Source organism: Rhodococcus sp. Z13_19A, assembly GCF_058133575.1.
This window is the reverse complement of record NZ_JBYUNN010000001.1, coordinates 491486-510474: the sequence shown is the minus strand read 5'-3', so window position 1 is coordinate 510474 and position 18989 is coordinate 491486. Positions and strand designations below refer to the sequence as shown.

General features: G+C 74.2%; 15 protein-coding genes. 4 read left to right on the top strand and 11 right to left on the bottom strand.

Translation table 11 applies throughout. The features are described from left to right. Positions 1-70: 70 nt before the first annotated feature. Together AC3YNX_RS02340 and AC3YNX_RS02335 are read right to left on the bottom strand one after the other, a co-directional pair. Positions 71-970: an alpha/beta fold hydrolase gene (locus tag AC3YNX_RS02340; RefSeq protein ID WP_489994484.1), complete on the bottom strand. Its 900-nt coding sequence runs from the start codon at positions 968-970 to the stop codon at positions 71-73. 48 nt (positions 971-1018) lie between these two features. Further along, positions 1019-1591 carry a TetR/AcrR family transcriptional regulator gene (locus AC3YNX_RS02335; protein WP_489994483.1) on the bottom strand — a complete coding sequence of 191 codons (573 nt, stop codon included), beginning with the start codon at positions 1589-1591 and terminating at the stop codon, positions 1019-1021. 43 nt (positions 1592-1634) lie between these two features. On the opposite strand from AC3YNX_RS02335, the gene AC3YNX_RS02330 reads away from it, so the two are divergent. Continuing rightward, positions 1635-2573, top strand: a complete 939-nt coding sequence (locus AC3YNX_RS02330; protein WP_489994482.1) for a DMT family transporter — start codon at positions 1635-1637, stop codon at positions 2571-2573. Further along, on the top strand, positions 2570-4192 hold the full coding sequence (locus AC3YNX_RS02325) for an amidohydrolase (RefSeq protein ID WP_489994481.1): 1623 nt from the start codon (positions 2570-2572) through the stop codon (positions 4190-4192). Before AC3YNX_RS02330 ends, AC3YNX_RS02325 begins: the two co-directional genes overlap by 4 nt. Before the next feature lie 16 nt (positions 4193-4208). On the opposite strand, the gene AC3YNX_RS02320 is transcribed toward AC3YNX_RS02325, so the two are convergent. Then, positions 4209-4820 (bottom strand): HAD-IA family hydrolase, encoded by a 612-nt coding sequence (locus tag AC3YNX_RS02320; protein ID WP_127784139.1) that lies wholly within the window; start codon positions 4818-4820, stop codon positions 4209-4211. A 9-nt stretch (positions 4821-4829) separates the two neighbouring features. Continuing rightward, positions 4830-5432: a hypothetical protein gene (locus AC3YNX_RS02315; RefSeq protein ID WP_489994480.1), complete on the bottom strand. Its 603-nt coding sequence runs from the start codon at positions 5430-5432 to the stop codon at positions 4830-4832. Positions 5433-5591: 159 nt separating this feature from the next. On the opposite strand from AC3YNX_RS02315, the gene AC3YNX_RS02310 reads away from it, so the two are divergent. After that, positions 5592-7238 (top strand): zinc metalloprotease HtpX, encoded by a 1647-nt coding sequence (locus AC3YNX_RS02310; RefSeq protein ID WP_489994479.1) that lies wholly within the window; start codon positions 5592-5594, stop codon positions 7236-7238. A gap of 27 nt (positions 7239-7265) precedes the next feature. Here AC3YNX_RS02310 and AC3YNX_RS02305 read toward each other — a convergent pair whose 3' ends face one another. The 3 genes from AC3YNX_RS02305 to AC3YNX_RS02295 form a co-directional block, all read right to left on the bottom strand. Continuing rightward, positions 7266-9389 (bottom strand): oxidoreductase, encoded by a 2124-nt coding sequence (locus AC3YNX_RS02305; protein WP_489994478.1) that lies wholly within the window; start codon positions 9387-9389, stop codon positions 7266-7268. 71 nt (positions 9390-9460) lie between these two features. Further along, positions 9461-10105 carry a response regulator gene (locus AC3YNX_RS02300; RefSeq protein WP_127784137.1) on the bottom strand — a complete coding sequence of 215 codons (645 nt, stop codon included), beginning with the start codon at positions 10103-10105 and terminating at the stop codon, positions 9461-9463. Next, a complete protein-coding gene (locus AC3YNX_RS02295) occupies positions 10057-11406 on the bottom strand; it encodes a sensor histidine kinase (RefSeq protein WP_489994477.1) in 1350 nt (449 codons plus the stop codon). The genes AC3YNX_RS02300 and AC3YNX_RS02295 overlap by 49 nt, the downstream gene beginning before the upstream one ends. A 167-nt stretch (positions 11407-11573) precedes the next feature. Between AC3YNX_RS02295 and AC3YNX_RS02290 the strand changes: the two genes are divergently transcribed. Then, complete coding sequence (locus AC3YNX_RS02290) at positions 11574-13775, top strand: MMPL family transporter (protein WP_489994476.1); 2202 nt, start codon at positions 11574-11576, stop codon at positions 13773-13775. 16 nt (positions 13776-13791) lie between these two features. Here AC3YNX_RS02290 and AC3YNX_RS02285 read toward each other — a convergent pair whose 3' ends face one another. From AC3YNX_RS02285 to AC3YNX_RS02270, 4 genes are read right to left on the bottom strand one after another with little or no spacing between them, the layout of a single operon-like run. After that, positions 13792-15210, bottom strand: coding sequence for an amidase (locus tag AC3YNX_RS02285; protein ID WP_127784134.1), 1419 nt, complete (start codon positions 15208-15210; stop codon positions 13792-13794). 59 nt (positions 15211-15269) lie between these two features. Further along, on the bottom strand, positions 15270-16661 hold the full coding sequence (locus AC3YNX_RS02280; RefSeq protein ID WP_489994475.1) for a YlbE family protein: 1392 nt from the start codon (positions 16659-16661) through the stop codon (positions 15270-15272). Further along, entirely contained in the window at positions 16661-18127 is a 1467-nt protein-coding gene (locus AC3YNX_RS02275) for an AllF/FdrA family protein (RefSeq protein WP_489981985.1), read from the bottom strand. The genes AC3YNX_RS02280 and AC3YNX_RS02275 overlap by 1 nt, the downstream gene beginning before the upstream one ends. Next, positions 18124-18963 (bottom strand): oxamate carbamoyltransferase subunit AllH family protein, encoded by an 840-nt coding sequence (locus AC3YNX_RS02270; protein WP_489994474.1) that lies wholly within the window; start codon positions 18961-18963, stop codon positions 18124-18126. Before AC3YNX_RS02270 ends, AC3YNX_RS02275 begins: the two co-directional genes overlap by 4 nt. Positions 18964-18989 lie beyond the last annotated feature (26 nt).

The following is an 18989-nucleotide window of genomic DNA, read 5'->3' as shown; positions in this document are numbered from 1 at the left end:
TCCGCTCACCACCTCAATCATGACGCGCCGTCCCGGCTGGTCAACTGGGCTGCCTGCAGGCCCGGCCGAGCTACTCCTCAGCAGCCAGGAAAGGGCGGATGGCGGCCAGGGCCTGCTCGGGCTGCTCGAGCTGCAGGAAATGTCCTGCGCCGGCGATGGTCACCGCCGTGCTGCCTGCGGGCAGCGCCGAGGCTGCACCCTCGGCCAGCTCAGGGCGCAGGCAGCCGTCGCGGTCGCCGTGCAGGTACAGCGTGGGCACCTGGGGCACGCCGAGTGCCCTGGCCTGCTCGGCGGCGTAGGTCGGCGAGCGCAGCCACGGGTAGCCCCAGGCGCGGTAGTAGCGCAGCGCCGCGGTGCGACGGGCGCCGGTGTCCAGCGCGTCGGCGACGTGGGCCAGGTCCTGCTCGGCGTCGTAGCCCGGCGACCAGTCCTGCCACAGCCGGCGGACCAGCCACGGCAGCGTCCGCTCGCTGAGCCCGGGCAGGTGGTTGTAGGCGATGTACCAGGAGGAGCGTGCCTGCCGGACCAGCACCGCGGGGTGCCGGCGCCTGGCGGCCATGGCGGGGATGGGCGGCACCGCCATCGTGACGATCCGCGCGAACAGCGTCGGCGCGAAGGCGCCCACCCCGTAGGCGGTGATGGCACCCCAGTCGTGGCCCAGCAGCACCGCGCGCTCGTCGCCGCCGAGGGCGGCGTGCAGCGCCACCACGTCGCTGACCAGTGCGCCGGTCTGGTAGCTGCCGTCGGGGGCCAGCGAGGTGGGCGCGTAGCCGCGGGAGAACGGCGCCACCACCCGCCAGCCGTCAGCGGCCAGTGCGGGCGCGAGGTGCCGCCAGCTCCACGCGGTGTCGGGGAAGCCGTGCAGGCAGAGGGCGAGCGGCCCGTCGGCCGGGCCCCACTCCAGCACACCGACCCACAGGCCGGGAATCTCGACGGTGGACCTGCGGGGCTGTGCCGCGGAGCTGGTCATCCCGTTATCCAACCTGGTGGGGCCAGGCGCGCCAAGCCCCCGGACCGGTCAGTCGACGGAGGCCATGCGGCTGATGCCGGCGCAGAGCATGGCCACCAACCGCTGGTAGACCAGGTCGAGGTCGGTGGCGGCCGGGCTGCCCTCGGTGGCCTCCAGCACGCAGAAGCCGTGCAGGGCGCTGCGCAGCGACCAGCCGGCCTGCTCGGAGTCGACCGCGTCCAGGCCGTAGCCGGCGAGCACCTGGCTGATCGCCGTCACCACCTCACCGGCGGCGGCGCTGAGCTCGGCGTCCGGAGCGGTGGGGTAGCGGTCGGTGGCGGCGTAGAGACCGGGGTGCTCCTGGACGAACCGGCGCCAGGCCTCGGCGAGGGCCCGCACCGCGTCGTCGCGGGCCAGGCCCACGGCGGCGTTGCGCAGGTCGGCGGCGAGGATCGAGCGGGCGTGCAGGCTGAGGCCGCGGAGCACGTCGCTGACCCCGCTGACGTGGTTGTACAGCGCCGACTGCCGCACCGAGAGCGTGGCGGCGAGCCGGGTGAGGTTCAGCGCGTCCACGCCGTCGCGGTCGACCAGCTCGGCGGCGGCGGCCATGACGCGATCCCGGGTGAGGAAGGTCCTGCTCACTGCGTGCTCCCTGCCTGAGGCGTGCTGGTGATAGGTTATCACTGTGAATGATGGTCCATCTCCGCGTGCTGGGGACGCGCAGGGGCGCGCGCTGCTCCAGGTGGGTGCGGGGGCGACCATCCTCGGTCTCACCTCCATCCTCTACGAGCTCTCCGCCACCACGCCCTCCACCGGGGCCTTCTTCCGCTGCCTCTACGCCGTCGTGCCCCTGGGGCTGCTGGTGCTGCTCCGTCGCCGACGCGACGGTCGACCCATCACGGGCGGCTGGTCCGGCGCCGCGGTGGGTGCGGGGGTGTTCCTCGGCCTCGACCTGCTGCTGTGGCACCACGCGATCAACGAGATCGGCGCGGGGCTGGCCACCGTGTTGATCAGCCTGCAGGTGGTCTTCGCCGCCGGACTGGGCTATCTCGTGCTGCGCCAGCGGGTGAGCCCCCGGCTGTGGTGGTGCCTGCCGGTGCTGCTGCTCGGGGTGGCGCTGGTGGGCGGGCTCACCGTCTCGGGCCTGGCCGTCACCAGCCTGTCCGGGTTCGTCGGGGCAGTGGTGGCCGCCGCGGCGTACGCGGTCTACATCGTCGGGGTCGGCGCGGCCACCCGCCGGGCGCGTCAGTCCAGCGGCCCGATGCTGGTGTCCACGATGGCCACGGCGGTGACGGTCGGACTGGTCGGCCTGTGGGACGGCAGCCTGGACCTGACGCCGCCGGCTGCCGCCCACGGCTGGTTGGTGCTGCTGGCCCTGGACGCCCAGGTGCTCGGCTGGCTGCTGGTCTCCCGGGCCAGCCAGCGGCTGCCCGCCAGCTCCGTGGCCGCAGGACTGGTGCTGCAGTCCACGGCGGCGCTCGGCTTTGCGGCGCTGCTGCTGCACCAGCTGCCCACCACGACGCAAACCGTGGGCGCCGGCCTGGTGCTGGCCGCCGTCACCGCCACCGTCTCCACCCGTGCCTCCCGCACCCCCGTCCTCACCCCGAAGGTGGCCCTGCCATGACGACCGACCGGATCTACCGCAACGCCACGGTGCACACCATGGCACCGCAAGCCAGTGCCACGCCGGCGACCGCGCTCGCCTGCCGCGACGGGCGGTTCCTCGCGGTGGGCACCGAGGAGGAGGTGCGGGCGGCGGCCAGCGCCGACGCGGAGGTGGTGGACCTGGGCGGGGCCACCGTGGTGCCCGGGTTCATCGAGACGCACCTGCACCCGCTGATGTGGGGGATGCTGCTGGCCGACGTGGACGCCACCAGCGAGGCCTGCCCGTCCATCGAGGCGGTGGTCGAGGCGATCCGGGTGCGGGCGGCCAGCACGCCCGCCGGCGAGGCGATCAACGCCTGGGGCTTTGACGACAGCCTGGTCGCCGAGGACCGGGCCCTCACCGCCGCCGACCTCGACCGGGCCACCACCGCGCACCCGGTGCGGGTGCGGCACCTGTCGGTGCACGCGGAGTACGTGAACACCCTGGTGCTGCAGCAGTGCGGCGTGACCGCCGAGACCCCCGAGCCGGCCGGCGGCCACATCGTCCGTGACGCCAGCGGCCAACCGACGGGGGAGCTGCAGGAGCCCGGCGCCATGGCACTGGTGGCCGACCACAGCCAGGCGATGGCCCCGGACGCGGCCCGGGCGGGGCTGCTGCGGGCGCAGCAGCGGATGGCGGAGGTGGGCGTCACCAGCTTCCACGACCTCTACGTCACCGCCGACATGCTGCAGGCCTACCGGGCGGTGCACGCGGCCGGGGAGCTGCGGCTGCGCGGGCGCCTGTACGTGGGCCACCACCTGCTCGATGCAGAGCTGGACGGCGCAGGAGCAGACGGGGCAGGAGCACTGGAGGCGGCCGACGACGACCAGCTGCGGGTGGGCGGGGTCAAGCTGATCTCCGACGGCTCCATCCAGCTGCACACCGCGGCGCTCAGCGAGCCGTACCACGACCTGGGCGGGTGCAGCTGCGGGTCGATGGTCATCCCCGCCGCACCGCTGGCCGCGCTGGTGGAGCGGGTGCACGCCGGGGGCAGGCAGGTGGCCGTGCACACCAACGGCGACCTGGCCATCGACCACGCCCTGGACGCGATCGAGCAGGCGCAGGCCGGGCGTCCCGACGAGCAGCTGCACCACCGGCTCGAGCACGTGCAGACCTTGCGCGAGGACCAGGTGCAGCGGATGGCCCGGCTGGGGGTGTCGGCGTCGATCTTCGTCAACCACGTCTACTACTGGGGCGACCGCCACCGCGACCGCTTCCTGGGCCCGGACCGCGGTGCCCGCATCAGTCCGGTGGCGTCGGTGGCGCGGGCCGGCATCCGCTACGCGCTGCACTGCGACTGCCCGGTGACGCCGGTGAACCCGCTGTTCACCATGGCCACCGCGGTCACCCGCCGAACCCGGCAGGGCGCCGTGCTCGGCCCGGAGCAGGCGGTCACCCCGCGGCAGGCCCTGGCCGGCTACACCAGCTCGGCCGCGGCGCTGGCCGGCGAGGACGCGGTGAAGGGCACCATCGAGGTGGGCAAGCTGGCCGACTTCGTGGTGCTGGGGGCCGATCCACTGGCCACCGACCCTGCCGCGCTGGCGGACGTCCCAGTGCTGGCCACCGTGGTGGGCGGCCGGCAGGTGCACCCCGCCTGACGGTGGCGGAGGCGGGTCAGCTGCCGAGCAGCCCGCGGGCGGTCAGCTCGGCGCGCAGCTGGTCGGGTCCGGCGTAGAGCACCGAGTCGAGTCCCGCGGCCAGGCCGCCGTCCACGTTCTCCTGCTTGTCGTCGACGAACAGGCAGCTCGACAGCGGGACATCAAGGGCCTGTGCGGCCTGGGTGTAGGCGCGCTCGTCCGGCTTGGTCACCTTCATGAACCCGGCCACCAGCACCGCGTCGCAGCGCTCGGCCACGCCGGGCAGGTGCTCGGCCAGGAGGGTGCCCACCAGCGCGTCGTTGTTGGTGAGCAGCGCGACCACGGCGGGCGGGCGCACCGCGTCCAGCACCGCCAGCGCGGCGTCGTCCTCGGCGAAGGCGGCCATCCACGCGGCCTCCAAGTCAGCCAGGGGGCAGTGCAGGTCGAGCCGGCTGCGGATGCCCGCGCGCACGCCGTCGGCGTCCACCTCCCCGGCGTCGGCGGAGTCCACGAAGCCACTGCCGTAGAGGCGGCGGTGCACCTCGTCCTCGCTGAGCCCGGCCAGCTGGGCCAGTGCGGCGACGCGGGGTGCCCGGTCGAATCCGGCGAGCACTCCGGCCAGGTCCATCAACAGGTGGGTGGGCGCCATCTCGCGATGCTAGGTCGACACCCGCCCACGGTGGCGACGAAGCAGCGTCAGGACACCTGCGCGGTGCCGACCAGCACGGCGTAGCAGCGCCTCGCTGACCTGCGACATCAGCTGGGCGGCGGTGGCGCCGCGAGGGGCAGGTGAGACGGTGAACCACACCTCGGTTCCGGTGCTGTGCACCCGGACTCGTCCGGAGCGGTCGGTGCCGGTTGCGGCGTCCGCCGGCGCGCTGGTGCTGGCTCCGTCGAGCTCGGCGCGGGCCGCGGACAGCGTCTGCTCCAGCGTGTCCGCCAGCGACTGGGTGGGCGCTGCCCGGTCAGCGGGCGGGTCTGCCGTGCCGGCCTGCTCGAGCGAGCGGGTCAGCATGGCCAGCTGGGCGCCGGCGGTGAGCGCACCGGCGAGCTCCTCGGCCGGGATGCGCTGCTCCCAGCTGCGCGAGATCTGCGCCGACTGGGGCAGGCCGTCGGTGGCCAGGGAGATCGTCACCTCAGCCTCGCCCTGGGCGGCACGCAGGCCGTCGGCGGTCTCGGCGAGTGACGCCTGCAGTGCGGTGAGCGACGTCTGGAGCTCGGACTGGGTGGCGCGCAGGCGCTCCAGCAAGTCGTGCGGCATGGGCTCTCCCGAGGGGGCGGGGTCTGTGTGTCACCGTCTGTGACGGGCTGCGCGCGCAGACGGTTCCCGCTTCTCGTTGACCCGCTTGGCCTTTCGCGCCGATGGCGCAGCGGATAGCGTCGCCGTGACGGCCCGTGGGGGCCACGACGGGGGATCGTGATGACGGGAGTCGTGCTGCGCCGATCGCTGGGGGCGCTCAGCCTGCTCGGGCTGCTGCTGGTGACCGGCGGCACCGTGCTGGTGCTGCTGGGGGTTCCGGTGTGGGTGCCGCTGGTCCTGGCGGCGGTGCTCGTTGCCGGCCAGTGGGCGCTCTCGCCGTTCCTGGTGCAGTGGCTGGTGCAGGCCAACGAGGTGCACCACGACGCCGACGGCTACCACACCGACCACGTGCTGGGGGAGATCGTGGCGCGCCGCTGCGCCGAGGCGGGAGTGCGGCCGGTGCGGCTGGGCATCGTCGAGGACGGCACCCCCAACGCGTTCACCTTCGGCCACACCCGCCGCAACGCCCGCATCTGGGTCACCCGCGGACTGCTGGAGCGCCTGGACGAGCGCGAGCTGGACGCGGTGGTCAGCCACGAGGTGGGCCACGTCAAGCACAACGACGTGGTGGTGATGGCGATCGCCTCGGCCGTGCCGGTGCTGCTCTACTACGTGCACCTGGCACTGCGCGAGAGCCGCGACCAGAACGCCGCCCTGCCGGCCGTCGCCGCCTACGTGGGCTACCTGCTGTCGCAGCTGGCGGTGCTCGGGCTCTCCCGGGCCCGCGAGCTCAGCGCCGACCACTGGAGCTGCCAGGTCACCGGGGACGGCGACGCCCTGTGCAGCGCGCTGGTCAAGATCGCCTACGGCATGGGGCAGGCGGACCGCGAGCGACAGGTGTGGGCGCGCCGGCTGCTCGACAACGGCGACCGGGCGGACAAGAAGGAGGCCCGCGCCGACCTGGCCAAGCAGCGCCGGGTGCGGTCGGTGGGGATGCTCGGCATCGCCGACCCCGAGCAGGGTGCCTCGGCGCTGGCGGCCACGGAACAGGGCCTGGACCCGACCGAGGTCGTCGGGGCGATGCGCTGGGAGACTTGCAACCCGTGGGGGCGGTTCAACCAGGTGCTGTCCACCCACCCGCTGGTGGTGCGCCGCATCGCCGCGCTGGAGACCAGCGGCCTGCCCGGGGCACCGACGCGGTGGGGCGCCAGCGACGTGGAGGCCTCCTGCGCGACGGGCGAGCTGACCCGGGCCCGGCGGCGCTTCGCCGTGGAGCTGGTGGTGCGGTTCGCGCCGTGGCTCGCCGGCCTGGGGCTGCTGCTGGGCTGGGTGCAGGAGAGCGCGCCGCTGCTGGCTCAGTCGGCCACCGCACTGGGGCTGACGCTGCTGCTGCAGACGGCGCTCGCGCACCCGGTGTCCGGGACGGAGCCGGTGGACCGGGTGGCGTCGCTGCTGGGGCGGCTGGACGCGAGCCCGGTGGCCGGGATGGCCGTGAGCATCCGTGGCCGGGTGATCGGCCGGGGCGCGCCAGGCTACGTGCTCTCCCCCGACCTGGTGGTGCAGGACGACAGCGGCTTCGTGGCGGTGCGCTACCGGCAGCCGTGGCCGTTCGCTCGCAGCCTGTTCGGGGTGCTGCGGGCGGAGACCTTCCTCGGCCAGGAGGTGCTGGTGCGCGGCTGGTACCGCCGCACCCCCGCGCCCGTGCTGGAGCTGCGCGACCTGGTGCCGGCGCACGGCAGCACCGTGCGCAGCGTCCGGTGGGTGGCGCTGTACGTGGGCAGCGTGCTGCTCACGGTGGCCGGCGCCTGGGCGTGGCTGTTGACCTGAGCCGCGGCCGCTCGGGAGCGGGCTGGCTCAGATCTTGCCGGCGGTCGCCCAGGCGGAGTGGATGGCGCCCTGGATGTAGCCGACGGAACCGGCGTCACCCACCACGTGCACCTCGATGCCGCGGGCGGTGAGCTCGGCCTCCAGGGGCGCGCCGGCGGAGACGTTCGAGGCCACGACCACCAGGTCGGCCGGCGCCGAGGCGGTCTGGTCGCCGACGCGGTAGCGGACCTGGTCGCTGGTGATCTCGGTGACCTCCGCCTCGCGCACGATCGTCACGCCGTGCTCGCCCGCCCGGCGCACCGCGGTCCAGCGCCGCGGCATGGCCATCGGCAGACCGATGTGCTTGCCGGCCTCGAGCACGGTGACGTTGCGGCCGCGCTCGGCGAGGAACTCCGCCAGCTCGATGCCCACCAGCGAGCCGCCGATGACCGTGACGTTTCTGCCCATCGGCAGGAACCGCTTGGTCACCTCGCGGATGAGGTCGGGGTTGCGGGTGATGCGGCTGGCCCGGCCGAGGAAGCCGAAGGCCTTGAGCAGCGGACCGGTCTTCCCGGCGTCGCCGTTGCCCGTCATCAGCGCTCGGAGGGTGTCGCCGGTGTGCACGTGCGGCAGGGTGGAGCCCGGCACCGCGGGCACGCCGCGGTGGGCACCGGTGGCCAGCACCACCACGCTGGGCTTGAGCTCGGCGATGGAGCTGGCGGTGGCCTTGTGGTTGAGCTGCACCACCACGCCGAGCCGCTCCAGCTCGTGGCGCTGCCAGTCCAGCAGCGGGCCGTTGGCCGGGGTGGTCAGCTGGGAGAACCACGCGGAGCCGCCCAGCCGGTCGCCGGCGTCGAGCAGGGTGACGCGGTGGCCGCGCTCGCGGGCCACCCGCGCGCTCTCCATGCCGCCGGGTCCACCCCCGACCACGACGACGTGCCGGGGAGAGGGGATGGACAAGAAGGTGGACGCCGACTCGTTGCTCAGGGCGGGGTTGACCGCGCACACCGGGGTGCCGTCCCAGAAGTTCTGCTCCACGCACACGTAGCAGTTGATGCACGGGCGCACCGACTTGCGGTTGCCCGCCCGCAGCTTGTTCACCAGGTCGGGGTCGGCCAGCAGCTGACGGCCCATGGCCACGAAGTCGGTCTCCCCGGCGGCGATCATCTCCTCGCCGACCTCGGGCAGCACCCGTCCGACGGCGATGACCGGGATGGACACCGCGGCCTTCACCTGGCGGGCGAAGTCGCGGTAGGCACCGACCTTGTCCGGCAGGGGGCCCTCGGTGAAGTCGCGGAAGGAGTTGCGGGCCCAGCCGGTGACGTGGATGGCGTGCGCGCCGGCCTGCTCGAACAGCTGGGCGGCCTGCACGGCCTCGGCGGTGGTGAGCGAGCCCTCCTCGCCGAACTCCTTGCCGGCCACGCGCACCAGCACGGCGAGGCGCTCACCGACCATGTCCACCACGGCCTCGATCACCTTGCAGGCGAGCTTGGCGCGGTTCTGCAGCGAGCCGCCCCACTCGTCGGTGCGGCGGTTGTCGGCGCGGGAGAGGAACCCGCCCAGCAGGTAGCCGTGCGCCACGTGGATCTCCACGGCGTCGCCACCGGCCTCCATCACCCGGCGGGCGGCCTGCGCGAACTGGTCGATCACCCAGACGATGTCTTCCTCGGTTGCCTCCTTGTACGTGGGCTGGTTGCCCCCGGCCACGGCGGCCATCATGGTCAGCTCCTCGCGGGTGTTGTCCCGCAGCGCGGACATGTCCCGGGGCTCCTGCGGCGTGGACGCCACCAGCATCGGCCGGCCGTCGAGGGTGTCGATGCGGGCGATGCGGCTGTGGTGGGTCATCTGCACGCACAGCAGCGAGCCGGCCGCGTGCACCCCGTCGGCCAGCATCTTCAGGCCGGGGATGAACCGGTCCTCCGAGAGCCCGGGCTCCTTGCGGCTGGTGGCGCCCTGGGGGTAGGCCACGGCGGAGGCGCCGGTGATGATCATGGCGGTGCCCCCGGCGGCGCGGGCGGCGAAGTGCTCCACGTCGTGGGCGACGATGGCGCCGTCGTCGCAGAGGTTCATGTCCATCGCGGGCAGGATCACCCGGTTGGCCAGCTCCACCGGACCGATCCGGCCTGCGGAGAGGAGGTGGGTGAAGTCAGGCTCGGTACGGCGCACAGGCATTGCTAGAGGCTAACGAGCGCGAACTTCGTGGTGCGACCGGTCCCGTCCACCGGGACTGGACCAGACCGCGGTCATCCCTGCAGGTAGGCGAGCACCGCGAGCACCCGGCGGTTGTCGTCGCCGCTCAGGTACAGCTCGAGCTTGTCGAAGATGTTGGCGCTGTGCTTGCCGACGGCCTTCTCGGTGATGAACAGCCGCCCGGCGATGGCCGCGTTGGACCGGCCCTCGGCGATCAGGGCGAGCACCTCCCGCTCCCGCGCGGTGAGCCGGCCCAGCGGGTGGCTGTCCCGAGCCCGCGACAGCAGCGCGGCCACCACCTCCGGGTCGAGCACGGTGCCGCCGCCGGCCACGGTGCGCACGGCCTCGACGAAGGCGCTCACGTCGGCCACCCGGTCCTTGAGCAGGTAGCCCACCGCCCCTTCGCCAGTGGCCAGCAGCTCGCGGGCGTAGAGCTGCTCGACGTACTGCGAGAGCACCAGCACGGGCAGGCCGGGGCGGGCCTTGCGGGCCTCGATCGCCACCCGCAGGCCGTCGTCGGTGAACGTGGGTGGCATGCGGACGTCGACCACTGCCACGTCCGCCGCACCCTCGGCCAGCGCCGCCGCCAGCGCGGGAGCACTGTCCACCGCAGCCACCACGTCGAACCCGGAGGCCACCAGCAGCCGTGTCAGTCCGTCCCGGAGGAGGGCGTGGTCCTCGGCGATGACAACGCGCACGGCAGCTCCATGGTCACGGCGGTCGGGCCGCCTGCGGGACTCTGCACGTCCATCGTGCCGTCGAAGGCAGACAGACGCCGAGCGACTCCCGCCAGGCCGCCGCCGGCAGCGACCCGCGCCCCGCCGCGCCCGTCGTCGACCACCACCGCCCGCAGCCGGGCGCCGTCGTGGCTGAGCGTCACCGAGGCACGGGTGGCGCCGCTGTGCTTGCCCAGGTTGGCCAGGCACTCGGCCACGCCGAAGTACACCGCCGACTCCACCGGGGCCGGCGGGCGCGCGGGCAGCGCCACGAACACCGAGACCGGGGTGGCCATGTCCAGGGCGAGGGCCTCCACGGCACCGGCCAGGCCCCGGTCGGCCAGCACCGGCGGGTGGATGCCGCGCACCACCGAGCGCAGGTCGCCGAGCGCCGAGACGGTGGCGCCGCGGGCCTCGGCGACGAGCCGCGCGGCGGCGGCCGGGTCGGTGTCCCACAGCTGCTCGGCGATGCCCAGGTTCATCCCCAGCGAGACCAGCCGGGCCTGGGCGCCGTCGTGCAGGTCGCGCTCGATGCGGCGCAGCTCGGAGGCGGAGTGGTCGATGCTCTCGGCGCGCGTCTGCGACACCTGGGCCACCCGCCGCTGCAGCTGGGCCCGGGAGGGCGAGAGCAGGGCGTCGTCCAGCTGGGCGCGCCAGCGCACCAGCACCGGCAGCAGGTACCACCACGCCGGCCCGGCCACCAGCAGGAAGCTCCACTCCAGGAAGGCCTTGACCTGCGAGTCGATGCGCACCACGCCGTAGTTGGTCTCGAAGACACCGTCGGGGGTGACGGCGTAGAGGAACGGGGCGACCAGGTAGAACACCACGGCCAGCGGCAGCGCCAGGGCGATCCAGGCGAGCGCCCAGCCCAGGGTGGTGCTCACCCAGGTCCACAGGTAGTCGCGCCAGCGTGCCGGGTCGCGCGCCCAGGTGCGCAGCAGCGCCCACGGGTGTGACCTCGGTGCGGTGAGGTAGTCGGGGGTCTCCACGGGCCGCCCCAGCACGGCGCCGGCGAGGCGGCGGTGCAGCTGGGCCAGCTGCCGGTTCTGCGGCACGAACACCAGCAGCAGCACGAGGCCGACGCCCACCACCGCGAGCCCGAGCGCCGTGCTGAGCACCACCAGCAGCACCAGGGCCGGCACGGCCAGGAGCACGTAGGCCAGCGCCAGCAGGCTCAGTCGCAGCCGCCAGGTGACGCCGCCGCCCGGAGTCGGCCGGCCGCCGGTGCCCCGGGCGGGCGCACGCGCCGCGTCGGGGGTCGGCGGGGGATCGAGGTCGGTCACCGGTTCATCGTCACCCGGCTGGCCCACCGGGAACAGGGGCCTGGGCCCCCCTTCGCCTCGGGGTCTGGCCCCCGTGTCAGCGCACCCCGCACGCCGCAGGCTTTGACACCACGGAAGCACAAGTCAGGCAGAGCAAGAACAGGGCCAGGACAGGGGAGGCAGGAACCATGAGGGGCAACGCCAGCAGAGACAGGTCAGCCAGGCGCCCGTCGGTCACCGCGATCACTCGGTGGTGCATCAGCCACCCCTGGCGGACGATCGCCGGCTGGCTCGTCGTGGTGCTGGCCGCGATCACCACCGCCGCGCTGGTGCCCACCCAGACCGCCACCGACGCCGCCACCGTGGTCGGCGAGTCGGGTCGGGCCGCGGAGCTCGTCCGAGACGCCGGGCTGCAGCAGCCGGAGGTCGAGACGCTGCTGCTCACCGCACGCGCGGGCACCCTGGACCCCGCCCAGGCGCAGGAGGCCGCGGCGGAGCTGCGACAGGCCCTGGTGGGCGGGACCGGCATCGCGACGGTGGGCGAGGCGGAGTGGTCGGCGGACCGCGGTGCGCTGCTGCTGCCGGTCACCCTGCTCGGTGACGAGGCCGGGGCGGACGACCACGTCCAGACGGTGCTGACCGCCGGTGAGCAGGCCCAGGCCCGCCACCCAGCGCTCACGATCGAGCAGGTCGGCTCGGCGTCGCTCGACGCCGCGGTCAACGAGCGCGTGGGGGAGGACCTGGGCTCGGGCGAGGCGCTGGGGCTGCCCATCACCTTCGGCATCCTGCTGGTGGCCTTCGGCGCGGTGGTCGCCGCCGGCATCCCGGTGCTGCTGGCCTTCAGCGCGGTGCTGCTCACGCTGGGCCTGTACGCGCCGCTGTCCCACCTGGTCCCGGACGCCGGCAGCGTCGCCAACGTGGTGCTGCTGATCGGGATGGCGGTGGGGGTGGACTACGCGCTGTTCTTCCTCAAGCGCCAGCGGGACGAGCGACGCCGGGGGCGCACCAGCACGGAGGCGATCGAGGTCGCCGCAGCCACCGCAGGACAGGCCATCGTCGTCTCCGGCGCCGCGGTGGTGGTGGCGATGTCGGGCTTGTTGGTCACCCGGGACGCGGTGTTCACCGGGCTGGGAGTCGGCACGATCCTGGTGGTGGTGGTGTCGGTGCTGACCTCGGTCACCGTGCTGCCGGCGCTGCTGGTCAAGCTCGGTGGCGCGGTGGACCGGCCGCGGGTGCCGCTGCTGTGGCGGCTCACCGACCGGATGGGCTCCGGCGCGCTGAGCGGGCGGATGCTGCGACCGGTGCTGGCCCGCCCCCGCACTGCGGCTGCCGCTGCGTTCCTCGTGCTGCTGGCGCTGGCCGCACCAGTGCTGGGGATGCGGGTGCACGAAGCCACGCTGCAGACGCTGCCCCAGGACCTGCCCGCCGTGCAGGCGGCTCAGCACCTGCAGCAGCGGTTCCCCGTCGAGGGGCCGCGCATCGAGGTGGTGCTGCACGGCGAGGACGCCAGCGCGCTGCGGGGGACGCTGGCCGAGGTGGCCGCAGCCGCGGCGCAGGACGGGCTGGGGACACCCACCGAGGACGTCCGCACGAGCGGGGACGGGCGCACGGGCGTGCTCACGCTGACCGCGCCGGGCGCCGCGGGCGCAGCAGGGAACGAGGCCGCGGTCCGGACGCTGCGCACAGACGTGCTGCCGCACGCGGTGGGCACGGACTGGGCCGTGGGCGGGGACTGGGCCGTGGGCGGAGACGTGGCCGAGGGCATCGACCGTCGCGACGCCATGTCCGGCAGCCTGCCGTGGGTGGTCGCGTTCGTGCTGGTGCTCACCATGGCGATGGTCGGGGTGACGTTCCGCAGCCGCACGCTGGCGGCGCTGACGACCGTGCTCAACCTGCTGTCGGTGGGGGCGGCGTTCGGGGTGCTGACGCTGGTGTTCACCCACTCGTGGGCAGACGGGCTGCTGGGCTACACCTCCACCGGAGCCATCGTGGACTGGGTGCCGCTGTTCTGCTTCGTGGTGCTGGTGGGCCTGTCGATGGACTACCACGTGTTCGTGCTGAGCCGCCTGCGCGAGGCGCTGCGGGCGGGCGTGCCCTACCGGGCCGCGGTGGCCGACAGCGTGCGAGGCACGGCCTCGGTGGTGACCAGCGCGGCGCTGGTGATGGTGTCGATCTTCGCGGTGTTCGCCACGCTCAGCATGGTGGAGATGAAGCAGATGGGGGTGGGGCTCGCGGTGGCGATCCTGGTGGACGCGACGGTCGTGCGCCTGGTGCTGCTGCCCGCGCTGCTGCTGCTCCTGCAGCCGCGGCTGCAGGGTCTGGGCGGGGTTCGCCCGGACGCCGGTGCGGCGTCGGCGGAGCCGTCGGTGGTGGCTCAGCCCGCAGGCTGAGCCACCACCGCAGGGCTCACGGGGTGAGCGTCGGCCGCCGCCGGCCCACCCCGGTGGCCTGCTCGAAGGCGTGGCCGACCTCGAGCACCCGACGGTCCGCCCGGGGTGCACCGATGACCTGCAGCCCCACCGGCAGCCCGTCGTCGGTGAACCCGGCCGGCACGGACAGCGCGGGGACGCCGGCCGCGCTGATCATGGAGCACGACCGCATCCACCCCAGGTAGCTGTCCTGCTGCACCCCGTCGACCTGCGCCGGATACTCGGTGTCCACGTCGAAGGGCACCACCTGGGTGGTGGGGGCCAGCAGCACGTCGTAGCTGTCGAAGAACTCCACCATGCGGTGGTGCAGCCGGGTGTGCAGCGTCTCCGCACGGGCCACGTCCTGGCCGGTGAGCTTGCGGCCCTGCTCCACGTTCCAGGCGATGGCCGCCTTGACCTGGTCCGGGTGGCGCGTGACGACGTCGCCGAAGGACGCGACGAACAGCCACGCCCGCAGCACGGAGAACACCTCGTCGGCGTCGTCGAGGTCCGGGCAGGCCTCGTCCACGTGGGCGCCGAGGCTCTCGAACACCTGCGGGACCGGGGCCAGCGCCGCGCGCACCTCGGGGTCGACCGGCATGCGGCCGCCGAAGTCGGGGGCCCACGCCACGCGCAGGCCGGTGAGCTCCGTGGGCATCGGGGCGGCGAAGCCCGCACCGGCCTCGGTGAGCGAGATGGGCACCCGCGGGTCCGGACCGGCCAGGGCGGACAGGCCCAGCGCCACGTCGCCCACGGTGCGGCCCATCGGGCCCTGCACGCTGAGCGTGGACCACCCCATCTGGGTGGGGTGGCTGGGCACACGCCCCGGGGTGGGGCGCAGACCGACCACGTTGCAGAACGCGGCCGGGTTGCGCAGCGACCCGCCCATGTCGCTGCCCTCGGCCAGGGCGACCATGCCCGAGGCCAGCGCGGCGGCGGCGCCACCGCTGGAGCCGCCGGCGCTCACGTCCAGGCGGTAGGGGTTGCGGGTGGCCCCGAACACCGTGTTGTAGGTGTGCGAGCCGGCCGCGAACTCCGGCACGTTGGTCTTGCCCACCCGGACCGCGCCCGCCTCGCGCAGCCGCGCCACCACCAGCTCGTCCTGCTCCGGCACGAAGTCACGGTGCAGGGGCGAGCCCCAGGTGGTGCGCATCCCGCCGGTGACGTGGGTGTCCTTGTGCGCCACCGGCAGGCCGTGCAGCGGACCGGTGGACTCGCCGCGGGCCGTGGCGGCGTCGGCGGCGTCGGCCTGCGCCCGCGCCCCCTCCACGTCGAGGGTGACGATGGCGTTGACCTGCGGGTTGGTCCGGTCGATGCGGTCGAGGTGGGCGTCCAGCAGCTCCCGAGCCGAGAGGTCCCGGCGACGAAGCATCGCCGCCAGCTCGGTGGCGGGGGTGAAGCACAGGTCGTCGGACATGGGTGGTCCTCCAGGTCGGGGTGAGGGTGGCGGGCGGGCGAGGCGCAGGGCCGCCCGCGTCAGGCCGTGCGGCGGGCGAGCTCGGCCAGCGCGGCGGGGAAGATCTCCGCCGGTGGGGTGACCAGGCCGGCGCCCACCTGGCCGGTGCCGGCGACCTTGCCGGCCATGCCGGTGTTGATCTGCGGCAGGATGCCGGTGCGCACCACCTTGGTGACGTCGATGCCGGCCGGGGTGCCCCGGAAGTCCAGCACCGGCACCGAGTACATGTTGTGCTCGGCCAGGGTGATCTCGTACATCCGACGGGTGTTGGCCAGCGCGTCGGACACCGTGCCGCCGACGAAGCGGACGATGGCCGGTGCCGCCGCCATCGCGAAGCCACCGAGGCCGGCGGTCTCGGTGATGGCGGAGTCACCGATGTCGGGGTTGGCGTCCTCCGGGCCGTAGTCGCCGAGGAAGAGGCCCTCGGGCACCTGCGCGGGGCCGGTGAACCACTGGTCGCCGGTGCCGGAGACCTGGATGCCGAAGTCGGTGCCGTTGCGCGCCATGGCCACCACCATGGTGGAGCCGGGGATGTCCCGGGCGGCGTCCAGCGCCAGCTTGCAGGCGGGCATGGCCAGGTTGAGGAAGAAGTGGTCGTTGCCGGCGACAAAGCGGGCGGCCTCGGCCAGGTCGGCGGAGGGGAAGCCGGACTCGATGATCGCCGGCATCAGCTCGCGCAGCAGCATCAGCGTGCCGGCCCGGTTGCGGTTGTGGGCCTCGTCGCCCATCTGCACCATCTGCGCCAGGATCGAGGTCACGTCGATGGGGCCGTGCGCCCGGATCGCGGTCTGCAGCACCGGCCCGAGCACGGCGGACATCCAGCGCAGCCGGGTGATGACCTCCTCGGAGTAGGCGCCGTAGCGCAGCACCTTGCCCAGCCCCTCGTTCAGCGAGCAGTAGGTGCGGCGCCCGGTGGCGGGGTCCTCGATGACGAAGACCCACATGGAGGCCGACACCACGCCGGCCATCGGGCCCACCGCGTCGTGGTGGTGGCAGGGGTCCAGGGTGATCTCGCCGCGCTGGAGCAGCCCCGCCGCGTCCTCGGGGTCGGTGACCAGGTTCTCGAACAGGGCCGCACCCATCAGCGCACCCCGCATCGGACCGGAGGCGCGCCCCCAGTCGATCGGGGGGCCGGCGTGCAGCAGGTCGTGGGGGCCGAGGCCGAGCGCCTCGGCGGCGGGAACCACGTCGACCACCATGGCGCGGACGGCCAGCATGCGCTGCACCGCCAGGGCGTTGGCCTCCACGCGCCGGGCGTCAGCGAGCACGGCGTCCAGGTCGTCGGTGGTCGCGGCCATCGGCGGCGCCCAGTCGACGCGCGTGACGCGCGCGGCCTGGCTCTGGGCGGCATCAGCGAACAGGTCGACCCCGGCGGTGATCAGCTGGGGGTCTCGGCGCAGGAGCTCGGTCATCATCGGCTCGCAATCAGGTCGCACGCGAACCGGGCGGCTTGCGCGTTGGAGGTGAACACGTGCGCCCCGGCATCGTTGAGGGCACGGGCTTGGGCGGTGAGGTTCTGCGGGTCACCCTTGGCGCCGACCAGCGAGAGCACGACGGAGACGTCGCCGCTCTCCCGGGCCGCGGCGATCGCCGGGGCCAGCTCGGCGGCCGGGTCGGGGTGGGCGCCGTGGCCGAGCACCACGTCCATCAGGATGACGGCGGTGTCCGGGTCGAGGGCTTCCTTGGCCAGGCGCTCCAGGCGCAGCGACGGGTCGATCATCGGGTGCGGGCGCCCGGCGGTCAGCTCGTCGTCGCCGAAGTCGATCATCGCGTGCCCGGTGGCCGGGGTGCGGGGATCGAGTCGCCACTCCGGGCGCAGCGGGATGTTCGAGGCGATCTCGCCGAAGCGCTCGCTGGCGATGACCATGGCCTCGTCGCAGAGCGTGCCGCCGGCGAAGAGCCCACGCAGGGCGCCAGTGCGCGGCTGCGCCTGCGGGCCCGCCCAGTGCTGCCACTCCGGCACCGCGGCGCCGACCGCCCGCAGGGCATCCTCGGTGGCCGCGGTCAGGTCGGGGCGGCCGGCCCCGAGCAGCGCCAGCTGCACCGGCGTGGAGAGCGTGGCGGCGAAGGCGGCCAGCTCCTCGGCGACCTCGGGGGCGGGCGGCTTGGAGACCAGCACGATGAGCTCGGTGGCGGGGTCCTCGTCCAGGGCCACCAGCGCGGCGCGGGTGGAGCGCCCACCGACTGCGGTGGACAGGTCGCGACCCCCGACCCCGAGCGCGGCGGTCACGCCGGTGCCCGCGGCGTCGAGCAGGCACAGGATCTGCTGGGCGCCGGTGCCGGAGGCGGCGACGAGGCCGACCGGTCCGGGCTCCACGGTGTGGGCGAAGCCGAGGCCGATCCCGCCGACCACGGCGGTGCCGCAGTCGGGGCCGAGCACCAGCAGGCCCCGGGCGGCCGCAGCCTCCTTGAGCTGGACCTCCTGCTCCACGCTGACGTTGTCGGAGAAGATCATCACGTCGCAGCCGGCGTCCAGGGCGTCCATCGCCTCCACGAAGGCGTGCTGGCCGGGCAGCGAGATGAGCACCAGCGCCGGGCCGGTGCTGCGCGCGGCGGCGGACACCGTGCGCGGGGGCATCTCGGCGAAGGAGCCACCCGAGGCGGTCGGGCGGGCGGCCAGGGCCTCGGTGACCACCGAGAGCACCTGCGCCAGCGCGGCGTCGTCACGGGCGCGCACGGCGACGAACAGGTCGTTCGGGCCGATGCCGTCGGGCTCCTCGAAGCCCATGCCGCGCAGCAGGTCGAGGTTGAGCTCGGTGGCCATCGCCACCAGCACCCCCTCGGCGCCGTCGGTGTCGCCGGCTTTTCGGCTGACTTGCATCAGCGTGACCGAGTCCGCGTACGCGCCTGGTCGTGCCTCGACGTGGTGCACAGTCACCGGTGGCCTCCATGGGGGATAGACAGAACAGGGTGGTGCCGGCCGGCACGCTCGCCGGCGAGCAGGACGCCCCAGGCCAGGGCCGCACCGGAGGTGTGGCCGACCTGGAGCAGTCGGGTGAGGACAGGGGTCAGCTCGGCAGGGGAGTGGGTGAGCGCGGCGACCAGCTCGACCAGCTCGGCCACGGCCTCGTGCTGTGCGGCGTGCCGCAGCAGCTGGGCCGACAGGGCGCTGGTGGCCTGGCCCGAGCGCGCGGCCACCGAGCGCCGCAGCTCCTCGACCGGCAGGCCGAACGCGCCGGCGCCCACCAGGTACCCGGCGAGCACGTCGTCACCGCTGGGGGTCAGTCCCGGCCCGCGGCCGAGCAGCCCGGCCACGGCCGCGGCGGTGGCGCCCTTCGTGAGCTCCGCCAGCCGGTGGGGCTCCAGGCCGATCTCGCGGCCGGCGAGCAGGGCCCGCAGCTCGGTCAGCGCACCCGGTCGGGGTGCACCTGGGCGGACCCGCAGCGGCGACCACTGCCGTGCGGCCACCACCGTCACCGCGCCGTCCGGGCCGAGCCACTCGATGCAGCCCTCGCCCACCACCACGCCCTGGTGCTCGCGCAGCGCGCGGGCCGGAGCGAGGCTGGCCAGCGGAAGCTCGGCCGTGGTGGTGGCCAGCACCAGCCCGCAGGGCAGGCGCACGGCGTCGTGGCTGAGCACCGCGAACACGGTGGAGCCCGGTCCAGTGGTGGCGAAGTACAGCGCAGCGTCCACCGCCCCGAGCCACTGCGCAGGTTGCAGCGGTCCCGCGGTCACCGCACGGATGGCCGTGCTCGAGGCGCCAGGGATATGCATGATGCCTGGACGCTAACCCCCCCGAG

Coding starts and splice junctions, on each gene's coding strand:
- AC3YNX_RS02340 (WP_489994484.1), bottom strand. CDS start 970: ATGACCAGCTCCGCGGCACAGCCCCGCAGGTCCACCGTCGAGATTCCC.
- AC3YNX_RS02325 (WP_489994481.1), top strand. CDS start 2,570: ATGACGACCGACCGGATCTACCGCAACGCCACGGTGCACACCATGGCA.
- AC3YNX_RS02320 (WP_127784139.1), bottom strand. CDS start 4,820: ATGGCGCCCACCCACCTGTTGATGGACCTGGCCGGAGTGCTCGCCGGA.
- AC3YNX_RS02315 (WP_489994480.1), bottom strand. CDS start 5,432: ATGCCGCACGACTTGCTGGAGCGCCTGCGCGCCACCCAGTCCGAGCTC.
- AC3YNX_RS02310 (WP_489994479.1), top strand. CDS start 5,592: ATGACGGGAGTCGTGCTGCGCCGATCGCTGGGGGCGCTCAGCCTGCTC.
- AC3YNX_RS02305 (WP_489994478.1), bottom strand. CDS start 9,389: ATGCCTGTGCGCCGTACCGAGCCTGACTTCACCCACCTCCTCTCCGCA.
- AC3YNX_RS02290 (WP_489994476.1), top strand. CDS start 11,574: ATGAGGGGCAACGCCAGCAGAGACAGGTCAGCCAGGCGCCCGTCGGTC.
- AC3YNX_RS02285 (WP_127784134.1), bottom strand. CDS start 15,210: ATGTCCGACGACCTGTGCTTCACCCCCGCCACCGAGCTGGCGGCGATG.
- AC3YNX_RS02280 (WP_489994475.1), bottom strand. CDS start 16,661: ATGACCGAGCTCCTGCGCCGAGACCCCCAGCTGATCACCGCCGGGGTC.
- AC3YNX_RS02270 (WP_489994474.1), bottom strand. CDS start 18,963: ATGCATATCCCTGGCGCCTCGAGCACGGCCATCCGTGCGGTGACCGCG.